Below are 15,231 nucleotides of genomic sequence, written 5' to 3'. Positions count from 1 at the left end.
TGTCGATGAATCTGTTGCATGAAGAATTTCGTTTGCTGCTGATGCTGCGCAGCCGTGTCAAAACATGGTTGACGCTATGCTCGGCATGTTTGCTGATCAGCATCGCAGCGATGGGCGTCGGCGGCTGGCAATTGGCGAGTTTGAACCGTCAAACCGAAACTGTCCGGCAGCGAATCGAACCGCTCGAGCGACAACAATCGCAGATCGCGCGACTGGAAACACAACGAGCTCGGCTGGAAAAACAAACCGTTGCGACCGAGAACCTGTTGCCGCCGGACCCGACCCTGCCGGTCCTGGGGATGATCGCGCAAAGCGCCGCCGCCACGACCGGCGACGTTCAGACGTTGCGATTCCATCTGCAGTCCGACGGTCGCGCTCCCACTTCGCAAACCGCTGCCGCCACCGCGACACCGGTCTCCGCATCGCCGCTGCGGATCCAGGTCAGCCTGCATGGCTGGGCCAGCAGCGATGCGGCCCTGTCCCAGTTCGTCGCCCAGCTGCGCTCCTACGAAGTCTTTGCCAAGGTCGATCTGAGATCCTCCAGCGACGCGCCCAGCGGCGCCAGCGGCGGACGCCACTTTCATCTCGAACTGGTGCACTGATGTTGAACACCCTTTGCCATCGCTACGCCGGCCGGATGTCCATGCGGACCGTCTCCTGCGTCCTGCATGCCATCGGCGCCACCCTGGCCGCGGCGATCCTGATGACCGGCATTGTCGCCTACGGGCGACTGGACGCCCACTGCGGGCGACTGCGCGCCGAATGCCACCGAGCCTCGACCACCCTGGCTCGCGCCGCCGAGATCGCCCAGCGGCGTGACCAGAGCGAAGCCGCCCTCGCCGCGGCGCGCCAGCGCGAACAGCAGGTCCACCGCCGCATCCCGGACCAAGCCGGCGAAATCCAGTTCCTGGACCAGCTGACCCAACTGGCCCAGCAGAGCGGCTTGCAGATTCGCGACTACCGGCCGGGGGCGCGGCACCAACACCCCACACACCAGGAAACCGAACTGGTGCTGCGTCTGGAAGGATCCTACGAAGGGTTGTGCCAGTTTGCCGCCGGCCTGCAGCGGTTGCCGCGGATGTGTCGCATCGGCAACCTGTCCCTGACGGCTCCGCAAGCCGGCAAGTCGAGCATGGCCATGGAACTGCGAATCACCCTCGCGCACAGCCTCCAAGCACCCGAAACCGCTTAACCCTCGCCCGGGCTTCTCGCCTGTGAAAAATAAGTAAAGAGGACTTCCAGCATGACAACCGACGAAGCCGCGCTGCGGCGACAACAACAGCTCAAACGCGTGGTGATCCCGTTGCTGGTCGCGGTCTTGTTTGCCGTGCTGTTCTGGCCCGCCAAGGAAACCACGCCTCCGCCTCCACCCGCTGCGCCGGTCGCGGCATCACCGGCCGGGGCTGCGTCATCCGAGGTGACGACCGCGCGGCCGTGGCCGCGCTGGAACCTAGAACACATCACCGCCGAAAACCCGTTCCTGCCACCGGAAACCAAAACCGAAAGCGAAAGCGGATCCGCAACGGCCGACAGCGCTTCGCCCGTTGCAAGGGACGCCGGACCGGTGGCATCGGAGGAAGCGGCCGAGGGCGCGCTGTCGTGGTGGCAGATGGCGCAGGACATGACCCGCCTGGTCGACCGCTTGCGCCAGCCGGCGCCCGCGGTGGCGACATCGGGCACGTCTTGGACGTCGCCGGGCACCGCGGCCAGCGAATCGGCGGCGGTCGCCGCAAGCGACCACGCTGTGGATGACGACGCGGCCGATGAACATTCGCACACAGTGTCTGTCGAGCAGCTCGATCCGGAGTCCGTGGGACGCTTGCAAGCGATCCTTCATAGCGAACACGGTCGGATTGCGTTGTTGGAAGGCAACCGTCTGATTCGCGAAGGGGACCGTTTGGCCGAAGGCTACCGGGTTGTGCAGATCACGCCCGACGAGATCCTCGTTCGGCCCAGCGAGCCACGCGTCGGGTCCAGCGGGCCGCGCGTCGGGCCCAGCGAGCCGGCGGGACCGGGCGGCGGGCCGGCGGAGCTATAGAGCCCCCGCTTTGCGATGGGTGTCCGGGGCGTTATGGTCAACACAGTACGGACCCACATCCTGGGTCTTCGCTGTGCCGAAGCCCGGCGGTTTCTCTCCACGTATCTTTGGAGCCCATCCCAATGGCTTACACCCTTCCTGATTTGCCTTACGCTCACGACGCTTTGGAACCGCATATCGATGCCAAGACGATGGAGATCCATCACGGCAAGCATCACCAAGGTTACGTCAGCAAGGTCAACGATGCGTTGGCGGGCACGGACCTGGCCGACAAGCCGGTTGAGGAAGTGATCCAGAACCTCTCGGCAGTGCCGGCCGACAAACGGGGCGCGGTCCGCAACAACGGCGGTGGTCACGCCAACCACTCTCTGTTCTGGACCGTATTGGGTCCGGGCAAGGGCGGCAAACCCTCCGGCGCATTGGCCGAAGCGATCGATTCCGCTTTCGGCAGCTTCGAAGCGTTCCAAGAAAAGTTCGCTGCGGCCGCCGCCACACGCTTCGGCAGCGGCTGGGCCTGGTTGGTTGTCGACGGAGGTAAATTGGCCGTTGGCAGCACGGCCAATCAGGACAACCCGCTGATGGGTAAAGACGTGGCCGGGATGAGTGGCACGCCGATCCTGGGACTGGACGTTTGGGAACATGCCTACTACCTGAACTACCAAAACCGTCGCCCCGACTACATCGCCGCGTTCTGGAACGTGGTCGACTGGGACGCCGTCGCCAAACGCTACGAAGCGGCCAAGTAACAGGCTCGTCCCGTAAAGGTAGCGGGCTCGTCCCGCAACCCGCCTACGAATGTTTGTCAGCTCGGCTGTTCGCAGCCGAGCTGTTTTTATAGGGGCATAGACGGGTCCAGGTGAGAGAATTCGTAGCTGAACTCGCCAGCGTTTGGAGGTAGCGGCGTCGAACGCCGCGCGTCCCAAGTATGGCGACTTCAGCGACGAGCCTGATTGATCTTGACGGGCGGCTGCGGCAAGTCCTACGGTCCCCGAGACCCAGGATGCGAAGCTTTTTTTGGCAAGGAATGCCGGGGAAGTTTTTGCCGAATAATTCAAATCCGCCAGTCCTGCTGGTCGAAAGACTTCTCTGTAGGCGGCGCCATCGATTGTGATGGAAACACGAATGATTCAACCTCAGCTAATATGATCGCGGCTGGCCGGGTCTGCGAACCGGCAATCCTGCGATTTGTCACTACCAAGGATGGAACTGATGCGTTACCGAACCCACGTACGCCAAGTCCTATTGGCCGGCTGCGCGGTCGCGGTCGCCGCTTCGACCGGATGCCGCGGCGGCATGAGCGCCCCCAGCTGGAACACGTTCGGATGGGGCAAGAAACCTTCGGCCGAAGCGTTGGCCGGCGATGGTCCTTCGACCACCTACCCGGCTCCGCCTTCGCAGAACGCGACGCCCGCGGCAATCGCTTCGGTGGCCGGCGGAACCGCCTCGCCCCAATCGGCCGACACAGGTTCACCGGCTGGCAACCCGGCGTCCGCGAGCGGTAGTGCTTCGGGTGCCTACGCAGTGACTCCTCCGGCCGGTTCGGTACCCAACGCTGCCGCCGCCGGAGCCAACGGCTACTACAACGCCAGCCTCGGTAACACCGCCGCGTCCCCAACCGCGCAGACCGCCGCGGCGGGCAACTACGGTGGCTATGCGCAAGCCGCGACCGCCGGCGGATACCAGTACGGCGGCCCCGCCAGCGACCAAGGGCAAGCGGCCGGCGGCCAGACGCAACCCGCTGGCAACGCCCCGGCGGGCGGTAACGCGTATGCCAGCACCGCGGGCGGTTACTCCCTGCCCGGCAGCTCCGCCGGCTCGGCCACCCCGGCCGCTTCCAGTACGGCGCCGGCCTACGGCGGATCCGCCTACAGCTTGCCCGGGGCCGACAACGCTGCGGTCGCCAACCAATCGCCCGCCGCAGCGGCCGGCAACCCCGCCAATCCGTACGGCTACGCCGTCCCCGGAGCCGCGTCCGGCCCAGCGGCCCAGACCGCTGCCGCCCCGCCCGCCTACACGCCGGCGGCTCCGTACCAGCCCGGCAGCACTTCGGGCAGTGCCTATCCGGGCAGCTACGTCCGCTGAGCGGTCCCCATTCTGGCCAAATCAGCAGCAGTGCGACGGCTCGCCAATTTGAATCGGCTCTGGTAGGCAAAACGGCTCGCGATGAGTATCCTTATCTCTTCTGTCGAGCCACTTTCTCCCCATCGTCCTACGCACCCCTAATTACTACTATGGCGCGTCGAGTCGTTAGCCGCAAAGACAAGGTCGCTGAAGCCGAAGCGGCCGAAGCCGAAAAGTCGGCCAAGAAGAAGAAAAAGACCAAAACGGCCAAACGCAAAACCAAAGCGAAACCGGCCACCGAAGTTCGCATGAAGATGTACTGGGGCGTGTTCAGCCAAAGCCTCAAGCGGATCGCCGTCTTCGAATACGACCAGAAGAGCGAAGCCGAGAAACGGGCTGCCGAGCTGAGCAAGGGCGGCAAGAGCCCGCACTTTGTGCAAAAGGTCAAAGAGGAAGTGGGCATCGAGTAGCCCGCAGAGCGTTGCTGCGTCGGCGTCCCCATTTGATCAGGAGCTGGCCGTAGCTGAAGTCGCCAGACGTCGGACCTTTGCGCCGTCTCGATCCAATCGCTGGCGATCGGCTACCCTAGCGGCGGCGGCGTACCCAGGCGACGAATTTCGCCAACTCGTCGTGCTCCAACAGGCTTTCGGGCGTATTGTGAAAACGCCCCAGATCTTTTTCCCGCGGAATCAGCTTGTGGATTGCGCGGTGGCAATCCCGGCAGACCGAGATCGTCTGCCGCATCTGCTCGCGGCTAAAGCGTTTCTGAAACCAACGGTTGCGATGGCACGTACGCGGGATCAGATGATGCTCGGTCGTCCCTAATTTGGTCACCCGCTGGCACAAACGGCACGGCGAGGGTTGGGCAGGAGGCATACGAAGCGACCGGGATGCAGGAACAAACTCGGCTGCCCGAGGCTCTCCCCAAAACCCCGCGGTCCCAGTCGGCCGGGCAGACGAGCGATTATAGCCGGCTGTCTATACCCGCTGCGGTGGCTCTATACCCGCTGCGGTGGCTCTTTACGGGGCGGTGGCTCTTTACGGGGCGGTGGCCGAGCGTACGACGCTGCCGACCAGATAGCTTTTCAGGCTGGCGATCACCTGATCGATACAACTGGCCAGCTCTCGCAGGCGGCGATCGCGTTGCCGGATGGGCCAGAGCTGGACGTGGACGACCGTTTGGGCCAGCGGCGCGGCCTGGGGGTCGGTGTCCTGCGGTTGCTCTTCCAGTTGCATCGAGATTTCAAACCCGATCCGATGGTCCGCTCGGCGACGACCTCCCAGACTGTACAGGACGTTCAGCCGCACGCGGACTTCGTCCTCGCTGACCGACAGGACTTCGGCGCTGTGATCGGCAATAAAGCCGCGCAGTTTCTCGATGGCCAGATCGCGTGGAACCGGCGTGTGGACCTGCAGCTCGGTCTGGCTCTGTTCGCCGCCCTCCCACCAGGACATTAGCCCGGCCAGCGCACCGCCGCGCGGGTCCACGGTGGCTTCATCACTGCTGCGACCGGCCCCCAATTGGACCACACGGTTACGGCCGGTGTCCTTGGCTCGCAGCAGTGCTCGGTCGGCGCGGGCGAGGACCGTCTCGGGACTGTCGCCGGACTGGTACTCGGTCACGCCAAAGCTGGCCGTCAGGGGGGCGCCGCCAAGCGCCTCGACCGGCGTCTGCTCGATGGTTTTGCGGATGGCTTCGGCGCGGCGGGTGGCCGTTGGATTGTCGCTCGAGGGGCTCAGCACGACGAACTCCTCGCCGCCGTAGCGACACACCAGATCCCCTTCCCGAGCGTGTTTTTGCAGAACGCGGGCGAACTGCACCAGGGCTTCGTCGCCGGCCTGATGCCCGTGGACGTCATTGATCTGTTTGAAGCGATCGATGTCACAGATGATCAAGCTGAACGTCGGCCCGCTGCTGCTGGCGAAATCGGTCAACTCCGCCAAGGCGCGATCGAACTGGCCGCGGTTGTCCACCCCGGTCAGGGCGTCCTTGGTCGCCTTCTCATGCAGCGCCACCAATCGTTCTTCGAGACTGGTTTGGCGTGAGGCATCGTGGAAGATCGCTAGCGCTCCGATCGTTTCGCCGCGGCGACCGCTGACGGCCGAGATGTGCACGTGCACGGGCACGCGGTTCGCCTCGCGTCCGCGAATCTGCAATTGATGACTGCTGAACACGCCGCTTCGCAGGCATTCATAAACCGGACAATTCTCGGTATCGATCGCCTGGTCGTCGCTGTCCTCGAGCTCGATCAGCTCCGGTGTCCAAAGGTGTTCGCACGCGGCCTCGGACATCACGCCCGAGAGCCGTTCCAAGGCGCGATTCCAACCGATCACGATGCCGTCGGCGTCTACAAAGACGACACCGTCGTGCATGTGATCGAACAATTGGCTGTGGTACCGCTGGTGACAATCGACGCGGGCGATGTCGGTGCTGCCGATCACGTTGCCGGCACCCCAGGGTCCATCGTCACGGCTGTCGGACAATTGCTGCAACCACCGCGTGACGACTCCCCGGGGAACCGTTTCGGATTGGGTCTGAACCATGCGGCAGTAGTCGTGCACCAGTTCCGGATCGAACTGCGTGCCGCTGCCGGCCATCAATTCACTGATCGCGCGTTCGCGGCTCATTGCCGGCCGGTACACCTGGTCGGTCGTCATCGCATCGACCGCGCCGACGATCGCCAACATGCGAGCGCCCAACGGGATCGACTGGGCTCGCGGAGCGTCGCGGTTGCGGCGGCTGTCGAACCAGGCGTGGCTGTAACGGACGATCGACAGCAGTTCGGCGTCGTTGGTGCATCCCGACAGGATCTCGCATCCCAGCCGCGGATACAGGTCCATCGTCAATTGTTCGGCGACCGACAGTTTGCCGGGCTTGCGCAATACGTTGTCGGGGATCCCGATCTTGCCGATATCGTGCAATAGCGCCGCCACCTCGATACGGTCCCGCATCTCGGCGGGCAAACGCATGCGCTCGGCCCACAGCGAACATCCCACGGCGACGCGCAAAGAATGCGCGGCCGTGGGCGGATGCTTGGTCCGCAGGGCGTAGTACAGAGCGGTCGCCATGCCCAAACGGACCATGGCCAGGCGATTTTCGATCGCCTGGTCGGCTTCCTCCGGCGTGCCCCCGCTCAAGGGCAATGCGGCGGGTGACGAGAAACCGTTGATCGGATCGAGGGGGGAGGAGGTTCCAGACATTCCAGGCCGGCTAGCGTAGAGGCGTCGACATTGATTCCTGATGCGGAAACTTAGGTCACGCCTGCGGCCGAGGCAACGAAATTATCCAGAACTGTTCGAGATCAACGATACCGCTCGAGCAACCGCTTGAGACTGACCGACGATTCCGCCTCGCCATCACCGGCGGCCGCCGGTGGCAGGGCCGCCGGCGGTGGCTGCACCGTGGCGGCCGGGTCGGCACCCGGGCGATGGCCCACGGCCGAGTTCAACATCGGGGACGGAGCAAAGGTGACCGGCCCCTGATCGACCGCCGCCGCGGGGTTGGCCGCCGCGGGGTTGGCCGCCGGACGGCTGGTTTGCACCTCCGACTCCACCTCGGGCAATCGAGCCGGGCCGGCCGTAACCACCGGACGCTGGTCGAGGATAAACTCGGGCACCGCATCCAGGGCAGCCGTCTGCGGGGCGGGCTGGGACGGGTCGAACGGTCCGGCGCTGACCGGCGGCGTCATCTCGACCGCACCAGGATTCTGGCGAGCCTTGAAGAAGCGGCCGCGTTGGTAGGCGTCGTTCATCGCTCCGGCAGCCCACGGTCCTTCATTCAGCGCCACGTGGTTGTAGGCCAACAGCGTGCCCTTCTGACGATGCAGTTCGCGGATTGCCAAGTTATAGGCGGTGATTGCGCGGTAGAAGTCCGACTCGCTCTGCAGCACCTGGCGTTGGGCTTGCAGGTAGAAATTAATATTGTCCAGTTCCTGGACGTACCGCTGCAGCAAGACTTCCATTTGCCGCAGGTCGGCTTGATAGCGGTGGTAGTTGGTTTCCAGCAGCGTATGAGCCCGTTGCAGTTCGCGAGCCGCCGCGGACAGATCATGACTGACCCGCAGTTCGGTCTCGTTCAGCAGGGCCCGTTCGCGGGCCACATTCAATCTCGCATGGGCCACCGCATTGCTGGCCGCTCGCAAGCCGACCGGGAAACTCAGCTCCAACCCGGCTTGCCATTCCTGATAGTCCCCGCCGGTGATCGAACCGTACAGGTTATCCAGCGGCTGGCCATCGTTGTCACCGATCAGGTGATCGCCCAAGCCGCGCCAGCGGTATTGACCGAGGAAGTCCAAGCGGGGGCGACGATTCAGACGCGACGCCACCAACTCCAGCTCGCGCCGTTTGATGTTCCACTTCTGACGCCGGATTTCGACGCGGCGCGAGAGCGCTTGGTTGAGCGCACTGTTCCAGTCGAATACGACTTCGGCGGTCGCGGGGCGGGAGACGGGCTTGATCAAGCGACCGTCGGTCGCGGGCAAACCGAGCAGGTACCGCAGGCGCTGTTCCGCGGCATACAGTCCCGACGGTCCGGCCAGGGTGTTCTGAACCTGAGCATGGAACTGGAAGAATTGCGATCGTGCCTGGGCTTCTTCATCCGGGCTAGCGATCCCCGCTTCCAAACGCGTCTCCTGGAACTGGAACGTCTGCAGGGCCGCTTCGCGACCACGCAGGTTCGCTTCGAGCAACCGGTAGCCCTCGTACAGTTCCCAGTAAGCCTGCTCGACATCGGCCACCAACGTGATCACCGCGGCTTCGAAATCGGCCAGCGAGACGTCTTCGTTGATGCGGGCGATCAGCACCCCGTTGTACTGGCCGATCGGAGCGTTGGGCCCGGCGATCTGGTTGTAGTACGTCCCGGCACCCTGCATCAGCGGCTGGCGCCATTCGGCTTCGACAAACCCGATGAAGTCGCTGGGAAACTGCCGAAACGGGCGGTTGGTGCGGTTGTAGTTGACCACGTGCCGCAGCGCGAAACCGGCACCCTGCGCGGTCTGCTTGGCCAATTCGTTGGTGAAAACGGCGTTGGTTTCCTGCAGGGCCACCGGATTGAAGGCCGCCCCCAGCCCGCCACGCTGGACGTTGGTCGGTTGGTCCACCTTGGTCCAGTACAACTGGCCGCTGTACTGCGCGTCGAAGGCCGACAACGCGGCTTCGACGCCCAGCTGGGGATTGGCGTGGGCGAGCGCCGGGTCGTAGACCGTCGTGGTCGCCTGAGGCGACGTCACCACGGCCCCGCCCAGGGTCCGCAGCGCCGGGCTGTTGCCGACGGCCAAGCGAACGGCCTCCTCCAACGTCAGGTCCCAAGCCGGCAGCTCCGACGGGTCCTCAAAAGCCAGTGGCTCGGTGGCTCCCGTCGCTTCGGGCGGCGAGTTCTCGGTGCAGGCGGAAACCTGCGGGTACTCGATCTGCAGCCCCACCCGATCATGATAGGACGTGGTCGTGTCGTGCGGCCCCGGCGGAATCCGCTGGGCGAGGCTGCATCCGCTGTGGACCAGCACCGTCACGAGCATGAGGTAGCGACACCATGATTCTGTTCGTAGCTTCGACACCGCAGGCCATCTCTTGCTGAGGGAGAGCGAATACGGTGCGCAGCCCACACGCTACGAACCGTACAGACCGTATCGGCGGTGGACCGAGAGCAACTGGAATCAACGTTCGCTGCCAAACATTCCAAAGAGCCGTCAAAGTCAACGCAAACCGCACCGTCGGCGAAGCTGTAACGATTACAAAGCCTGTGCCACTGGGGGCGCGAGTCTAGGCCGCTTTGCCGCGGCGTTTCAGTTCGCGGCGCATCCGCCGTCGTTCGGCTTTGTTCATCGAGGACCAGTCGATCGATTCGGGATCCAGCGGCTCGGCATCCTCATCGTCGCCAGAGCCCTGGTTGCTGCCGGCCTCTTCGTTGCCAGCCACTTTCTGCGAACCGTCCGTAGCGTCCGCCGCTGCGGCTGACTCCTCGTGGTCCGTATTGCTGGCGGAATCATCCGCACTGGCATCCGCCGGCTCGGACGGCCCCCTGGCAGCCCGCAAACCGAACCAGCGACGCGGCCGCTTGGGCTCGACCTCTTCCTCATCTTCCGCCCCGCCCTGCTCTGCGGACTCCGGCTCGGCCGCTTCGTCGTCCTCCGGCGGCTCGGATTCGGTTTCTCCGGCCGGCTCGGACCGCGAGCGCCGCTTGCCAAACCATTTCAGTTTGAAACCCAAGCGACGTTTTTCGCGCGGCGCTTCCTCGGTGTCGTCTTCCTCGGTGTCCGCATCGGACTCGACGTCCTGCTCCGCATCGACGTCCTGCTCTACCTCGATGCCCTGATCGTCTCCGTACGCGTCGCCTTCGTCCGCGCCGTCTTCGTTGCCCGCCGGTTGACGCCGCGACAACGCTTTAGGCCAGCGGACCCAGCGTCGCAGGCGTCCCGGTTCCGTGTCCTCATCATCTGGCTCCGCGTTATCGGACTCAGCGTGCTCCGCTTCGGCATCTTCCGGCCGAGCGTCTTCTTCGACCAGCCGCAGCTCGGCGCGTCGCGTGCGGTCGAACCACTGCACGATCTTCCATTCGCGGAGGCGATCGGCCAGGCGGTCGTTGGCATCGATCTGACGGACGTCGCGATACAACAGGCGCAGGTAGGCGACCATCGCGACCCAAATCGCCGCATAGGCCCACAGCGGCGCGGCGGCCAGCCACAGGACGGTTGCCGGCGTCGCGGCGGAAACAAAACGCCAATGCACCAGGGCCGGATAGGCCAACATCATCGCGGCGATGGCCAGCGCGACCGTAGCCACGCGTGAACGCCAGATCTCCGCCGTCAAACGCAATCCCAGAGCGGCCCCGCCGACGGTCAACAGCAACCGCAACCAGTCATCCCCGGCCAGCACCTGACGCTCGCCCAAACACCTGTCCAGCAGCGCACCGCCCCAGTCGACCAATCCCACGAGGACGTCCAAACCGGCTACGGCCAGGACCAGGATCACCGGCCGCCAGATGCGATAGTGTCCCTGGTAGTCGTCGCTGCGATAGCGCCGCAGTTGATAGATCAAGAACGCGGCCACGCTGGCCGTGGTCAACAGCAACAGGGCCAGCCACGAGCCAAAACTATCCGGGCGTCCCAGCAGCAGCGGCCGGGCAAGTTCGGACTTGTAGGCCAACGGAGCCCAGGACGTGGCCGCCCAGTGGCCCAGCGTCAACAGCGCGGCCAGGCAGGCGACGGCAACGATGGCCGCCGACAAACTGCGGCGGCGGACCGGCACCAGGGCAAACCAGCGAGCCCGCAAGCGGCGATGCACCCGAGCTCCGTAGGCGGCGTGAGGCCGCCGCGCTTGACGACGTGCCGCCACGGCGGCCTTGGAGGGGCCGCGTCGCTGGTCCAAACCGTGGGCGTAGATCACGCGCCGGCGGCGCTCTGCGAGTTGGGGTCGCCGGTAAGCTGCCATGGATGTGCCGGAAGGAAAGACCGAAGGAACAAAGCCGGGGTGGAAGGTAGCCCAGCCGCGGCGGCCGGAGCAACATCAAGTCCGCCGCCGGCGAGCCGTTGGTTACTTTCCGCCCCGTGCCGGCAGCGGCGTGCGGTGCACCACCGGGGCGATCTCCTGGGCGGCCTGCTCCTGCCAGGCGGCCCCGTCGGCCGGAGCCGGCGAACCCTGCGGAGCAGCTCCCGAACCCTGCGGAGCGGCTCCCGAACCCACCGGAGCGTCCTCCAGAATCGATTCGCCCGGCGGCACGATCTCGATCCCGTTGTCCTGCGTGGGTTCGATCACCTCATAGCCGCTGTCGTCGGCTTCCAGGATGACCGCTCCGCCGGGGGCGAGCAGTTGGGCGTCGCCGGCGGGGGCCGGAGCCACCGGGTGGACCGGACCGCGGCGGACGACGTTCGGACGGGTGACGCCGTAGCGGATCTTCTTGCCCGCGGTTCGTTCCCGAGCCCGCTCGATCGCGTCCCAGTAAGCCTTCTTCGGCCAGGGGCCTTCTTCCAGCTCGATCCCGCACTCCAGCAGCAGCGTGCCTTTCAGGTAGTGGATGTAGTTCAGCGATTTGTTGTATTCCGCCAGAGCCTGGTAGTAGCTGATCTGGGCCTGAGCACGACGCAGCTGGCTCTGCAGCACTTCGTTCACCGGGCTCAGACCGTTGCGGTACAGGGCCAGACGCGCTTCGACTTCGCGGTCGTAGGCGGCCAACTGCTGGGCCGTGGTCTGGATCAGGTGGTAGTGCGTTCGCTGCTTGCCGAACGCGTCGCTCAACTGGCTGACCAGCAGGCGTTCCTGTTCCCGCACGTAGTCGCGGTTGCGAGCCAGCACCAATTGCTTGTTCCGCACGTCGGCCAGCGGACGTCGCTTGCCGATCGCTGCGGGGGTGTATTCGAGCCGAGCTCCGATCTCCTGGTAATCGCCGCCGGTCAACTCCGCCAGAGCCGACGAACCGGCGTTGGGAGCCGGGATGTCGCTGCCGCTGGAAGGTCCCAGCGTGTCGCCCACACCGACCCAGCGGTACAGCAGCGAAAAGTTCAACTCGGGCAACAACCGGTTCTTGGCACCGATCAATTCCAGTTCGGACTTTTTGACTTCCGTGCGCGAGCGTCGCAGCTCGGGGCTGAGGGCCAGCATCTCACAGACAGCCTGTTCCCAGTCGAAATTGATACGGGCAAGCGACGGTTCGTCGACAGGCCGAATCAGGCGGCTGTCGGTCGGCGCCAAGCCCATCTTCTCGCGCAACACGCGTTCCGCCCCGTAGACGCCCAAGCGATCGAGGCCCGGCACGTTCGAACCGGTCAACGCCGATTCCAACTGGCTGCGGAACTGGAAGTATTGGCCGGCGGCCTGCGCCACGTCCTGGGTCGTGCCTTTACCACCGGAAAGGTTTTGTTTGGCGTATTCCGCCGTGGCCTGGGCGCTGTTGCGGCCGATCATGGCCGTTTCCACGTTGCGGTAGGCGACGTACAGATCCCAGTACGAGTTCTCGACGTCGCGGACCAGGTTGCGGACCGAGATCTCAAAATCGTGCAGGGTGTTGTCTTCGTTCAAGCTGGCCAGGACGACCGGCAAACGGTTGATCAGGGTCCCGCGGTTTCGCATCAGCGGATGCTGCCACTGGGCTTCGATCACGGCCGTGTAATCGCTGGGCACCTGACGCCCGACGTCGTTGGTTTGCACGTTGTTGCGAGCGTAGACCACCTGCTCTCGCAGGGTCAACACGCCACCGGTCGCCGTCCGCTTGCTGATCGCCAGCTGTTGCGTGCTGTCGAAAGCCTGGAATTGCTGGGGGTTGAAGACGTTGCCCGGGCCGACGTTGCGGACGCGGTCGGTCGTGGCGACGTTGAAGAACCCGCTGACCTGGGCATCGAACTCGGCCAACGCGTCCTCGACGCCGCCCACCTGGTTGGCCCGAGGTGCGCCGCGGGGCAGCACGCGGTTGCCCTGGCTGTCGACCGTCAGCGGCACCGACTGCGTGGTGCTCTGCTGGATCGCCACGTCGTAGACCGAACCGAACTGAGCCGCTTGGCCGCTGGTGAACTGAGCCGCCACGTTCTGGCGTTGCTCGGCCGTTCCGCCGGTGGTCACGAAGAACTTGCTGTTCTGCAAGGCGATACTGACGCAGTCCTCCAGCGAGAGGTCCCAGTACTCGAATTCGTGATTATCGATCGTCAGCGGCGGCAGCGACTCGGTCGTCTCGGCCAACGAATCGACCTGCACGTCCGGATACTCGATCTCCGCAGCGGTATCGAGATAATACTGCAGGTTCGGCGATTCATTCAGGAAGAACGGTTGCGTTGGTGTGCAACCGATCGACGTGATCACCGTCAACGCGAGCTGGATAATAGCGGCGTAGCGAAACAGCCGACGATTCATCTTTAGGCTTCCTTGCCAGTGTCCGATTCCGCGAGCGGCGAAGTGCCGCAGCGCAGTCCTGTGACCATTGAAATGGAAGCCCCCCTATCGAATGGACCCAGCCTGTTGCCAAGCCTGGTCCATCCGCCCGAAAGCAAGTATCGACCGCCGCCGCGGTAAACTTTGACGATTAAAGACTATTTTCCGGCAAACTAAGCACGTCGGCATAAATCTTTCGGTGAAACCCCGCGACAACACCCTCCCGCGCAGCGGGAGGGTCGCCTTTCGCTCCGCGAAAGTAGCTGGAGGCAACACTGCCGAAAGGCGACGCTGGCGGCATTGGCGCCCCACCGCGCCGCACTAAAATCCGCTAGCAACATGCTTTGCTCGATTCTCTACGCTTGCCAATCGATCCCTATGAACTTTCAAACCGATGCCGCCGGGGCCCTGTTGAGTACCGACCTGCCCCTGCCGAAGCGGACCGGGAAGGTTCGCGACGTGTACGATTTGGGCGACGAACTGCTGGTCGTCAGCACCGACCGGATCAGCGCTTTCGACTGGATCCTGCCGGTGGGGATCGCCGGCAAAGGCGAATTGCTGACCCGCCTCAGCCGGTTCTGGTTCACGCTGCTGGACTTTCCCAATCATCTGGTCAGCGTTGATCTGCCGCTCGGCCGCCTGGAGGGCATCGACGCCGAACCGCTCCGCGGCCGCTCGATGGTCGTCCGCAAAGCCCAGGTGGTGCCGTTTGAGTGCGTCGTCCGCGGCTACCTCGAAGGCAGCGGCTGGCAGGAATACCAGCAGAACGGGGCCGTGTGCGGGGTCTCGCTGCCGGCCGGATTGCGGCAGTGCGAGGCTCTGCCCGAACCGATCTTCACGCCGGCCACCAAAGCCGAACACGGGCACGACGAAAACGTCAGTTACGAGTGGATGGCCCAGCAGATTGGCGAAGACCTGGCCGGCCGCTTGCGGACGGCTTCGCTGGAGATCTACCGCCAGGCCGCCGAGCACGCTCGCGGCCGCGGCCTGATCATCGCCGACACCAAGTTCGAATTCGGCTTGGTCGACGGCGAATTAATTCTCGTCGACGAGGTGCTGACGCCCGACAGCTCGCGATTCTGGGCCGCCGACGAATACGAACCGGGCCACGCCCAGCGTTCGTTCGACAAACAGTTCGTTCGCGAATGGCTCAGCCGCAGCGACTGGGACCGCAACAGCCCGCCGCCGGCGCTGCCGGCGGAGATCATCGCCAAAACCCAGGCCAAATATCGAGAAGCCTACGAGCGGTTGACGCAGTAGGTGTCGGTTGCCGGTTGTCG

Annotated in this window: 12 protein-coding genes; 7 read left to right on the top strand and 5 right to left on the bottom strand. The window is 64.6% G+C overall.

Annotated features, from left to right (window positions below):
* Positions 1 to 5: 5 nt before the first annotated feature.
* The 6 genes from GE027_RS22800 to GE027_RS04970 all read left to right on the top strand — a co-directional run bounded on the left by GE027_RS22800 (position 6) and on the right by GE027_RS04970 (position 4,569).
* Positions 6 to 602: a PilN domain-containing protein gene (locus GE027_RS22800; protein WP_162006578.1), complete on the top strand. Its 597-nt coding sequence runs from the start codon at positions 6 to 8 to the stop codon at positions 600 to 602.
* Positions 602 to 1,192: a type IV pilus inner membrane component PilO gene (locus tag GE027_RS22795; protein ID WP_162006577.1), complete on the top strand. Its 591-nt coding sequence runs from the start codon at positions 602 to 604 to the stop codon at positions 1,190 to 1,192. The genes GE027_RS22800 and GE027_RS22795 overlap by 1 nt, the downstream gene beginning before the upstream one ends.
* Before the next feature lie 51 nt (positions 1,193 to 1,243).
* Positions 1,244 to 2,038: a hypothetical protein gene (locus GE027_RS04985; protein WP_153556067.1), complete on the top strand. Its 795-nt coding sequence runs from the start codon at positions 1,244 to 1,246 to the stop codon at positions 2,036 to 2,038.
* Positions 2,039 to 2,160: 122 nt separating this feature from the next.
* The gene (locus GE027_RS04980; protein WP_153556066.1) at positions 2,161 to 2,784 is read left to right on the top strand and encodes a superoxide dismutase; all 624 of its coding nucleotides are present in this window, start codon (positions 2,161 to 2,163) and stop codon (positions 2,782 to 2,784) included.
* A 463-nt stretch (positions 2,785 to 3,247) separates the two neighbouring features.
* The gene (locus tag GE027_RS04975) at positions 3,248 to 4,120 is read left to right on the top strand and encodes a hypothetical protein (RefSeq protein WP_153556065.1); all 873 of its coding nucleotides are present in this window, start codon (positions 3,248 to 3,250) and stop codon (positions 4,118 to 4,120) included.
* A 149-nt stretch (positions 4,121 to 4,269) separates the two neighbouring features.
* Positions 4,270 to 4,569 (top strand): hypothetical protein, encoded by a 300-nt coding sequence (locus GE027_RS04970; protein ID WP_153556064.1) that lies wholly within the window; start codon positions 4,270 to 4,272, stop codon positions 4,567 to 4,569.
* 115 nt (positions 4,570 to 4,684) lie between these two features.
* Here GE027_RS04970 and GE027_RS04965 read toward each other — a convergent pair whose 3' ends face one another.
* The 5 genes from GE027_RS04965 to GE027_RS04945 all read right to left on the bottom strand — a co-directional run bounded on the left by GE027_RS04965 (position 4,685) and on the right by GE027_RS04945 (position 13,933).
* The gene (locus GE027_RS04965; protein ID WP_237607288.1) at positions 4,685 to 4,975 is read right to left on the bottom strand and encodes a thymidine kinase; all 291 of its coding nucleotides are present in this window, start codon (positions 4,973 to 4,975) and stop codon (positions 4,685 to 4,687) included.
* Positions 4,976 to 5,137: 162 nt separating this feature from the next.
* Positions 5,138 to 7,300 carry a sensor domain-containing diguanylate cyclase/phosphohydrolase gene (locus GE027_RS04960; protein ID WP_153556063.1) on the bottom strand — a complete coding sequence of 721 codons (2,163 nt, stop codon included), beginning with the start codon at positions 7,298 to 7,300 and terminating at the stop codon, positions 5,138 to 5,140.
* A 101-nt stretch (positions 7,301 to 7,401) separates the two neighbouring features.
* On the bottom strand, positions 7,402 to 9,612 hold the full coding sequence (locus tag GE027_RS04955) for a TolC family protein (RefSeq protein WP_153556062.1): 2,211 nt from the start codon (positions 9,610 to 9,612) through the stop codon (positions 7,402 to 7,404).
* 244 nt (positions 9,613 to 9,856) lie between these two features.
* Positions 9,857 to 11,524: an ICP22 family protein gene (locus tag GE027_RS04950; protein WP_153556061.1), complete on the bottom strand. Its 1,668-nt coding sequence runs from the start codon at positions 11,522 to 11,524 to the stop codon at positions 9,857 to 9,859.
* A 102-nt stretch (positions 11,525 to 11,626) separates the two neighbouring features.
* A complete protein-coding gene (locus tag GE027_RS04945) occupies positions 11,627 to 13,933 on the bottom strand; it encodes a TolC family protein (protein ID WP_202617331.1) in 2,307 nt (768 codons plus the stop codon).
* A 396-nt stretch (positions 13,934 to 14,329) separates the two neighbouring features.
* On the opposite strand from GE027_RS04945, the gene GE027_RS04940 reads away from it, so the two are divergent.
* Positions 14,330 to 15,211: a phosphoribosylaminoimidazolesuccinocarboxamide synthase gene (locus GE027_RS04940; protein ID WP_153556060.1), complete on the top strand. Its 882-nt coding sequence runs from the start codon at positions 14,330 to 14,332 to the stop codon at positions 15,209 to 15,211.
* Positions 15,212 to 15,231: the final 20 nt, after the last annotated feature.

It is taken from the genome of Roseimaritima sediminicola, assembly GCF_009618275.1.
In the GTDB taxonomy this organism is placed as follows: domain Bacteria; phylum Planctomycetota; class Planctomycetia; order Pirellulales; family Pirellulaceae; genus Roseimaritima; species Roseimaritima sediminicola.
This window is presented reverse-complemented; position numbering and strand designations above follow the sequence as displayed.

Bases quoted from the DNA above. Each gene is read 5' to 3' on its own strand.
- GE027_RS22800 (WP_162006578.1), top strand. From the start codon at position 6: ATGAATCTGTTGCATGAAGAATTTCGTTTGCTGCTGATGCTGCGCAGC.
- GE027_RS22795 (WP_162006577.1), top strand. From the start codon at position 602: ATGTTGAACACCCTTTGCCATCGCTACGCCGGCCGGATGTCCATGCGG.
- GE027_RS04985 (WP_153556067.1), top strand. From the start codon at position 1,244: ATGACAACCGACGAAGCCGCGCTGCGGCGACAACAACAGCTCAAACGC.
- GE027_RS04980 (WP_153556066.1), top strand. From the start codon at position 2,161: ATGGCTTACACCCTTCCTGATTTGCCTTACGCTCACGACGCTTTGGAA.
- GE027_RS04975 (WP_153556065.1), top strand. From the start codon at position 3,248: ATGCGTTACCGAACCCACGTACGCCAAGTCCTATTGGCCGGCTGCGCG.
- GE027_RS04970 (WP_153556064.1), top strand. From the start codon at position 4,270: ATGGCGCGTCGAGTCGTTAGCCGCAAAGACAAGGTCGCTGAAGCCGAA.
- GE027_RS04965 (WP_237607288.1), bottom strand. From the start codon at position 4,975: ATGCCTCCTGCCCAACCCTCGCCGTGCCGTTTGTGCCAGCGGGTGACC.
- GE027_RS04960 (WP_153556063.1), bottom strand. From the start codon at position 7,300: ATGTCTGGAACCTCCTCCCCCCTCGATCCGATCAACGGTTTCTCGTCA.
- GE027_RS04955 (WP_153556062.1), bottom strand. From the start codon at position 9,612: ATGCTCGTGACGGTGCTGGTCCACAGCGGATGCAGCCTCGCCCAGCGG.
- GE027_RS04950 (WP_153556061.1), bottom strand. From the start codon at position 11,524: ATGGCAGCTTACCGGCGACCCCAACTCGCAGAGCGCCGCCGGCGCGTG.
- GE027_RS04945 (WP_202617331.1), bottom strand. From the start codon at position 13,933: ATGAATCGTCGGCTGTTTCGCTACGCCGCTATTATCCAGCTCGCGTTG.
- GE027_RS04940 (WP_153556060.1), top strand. From the start codon at position 14,330: ATGAACTTTCAAACCGATGCCGCCGGGGCCCTGTTGAGTACCGACCTG.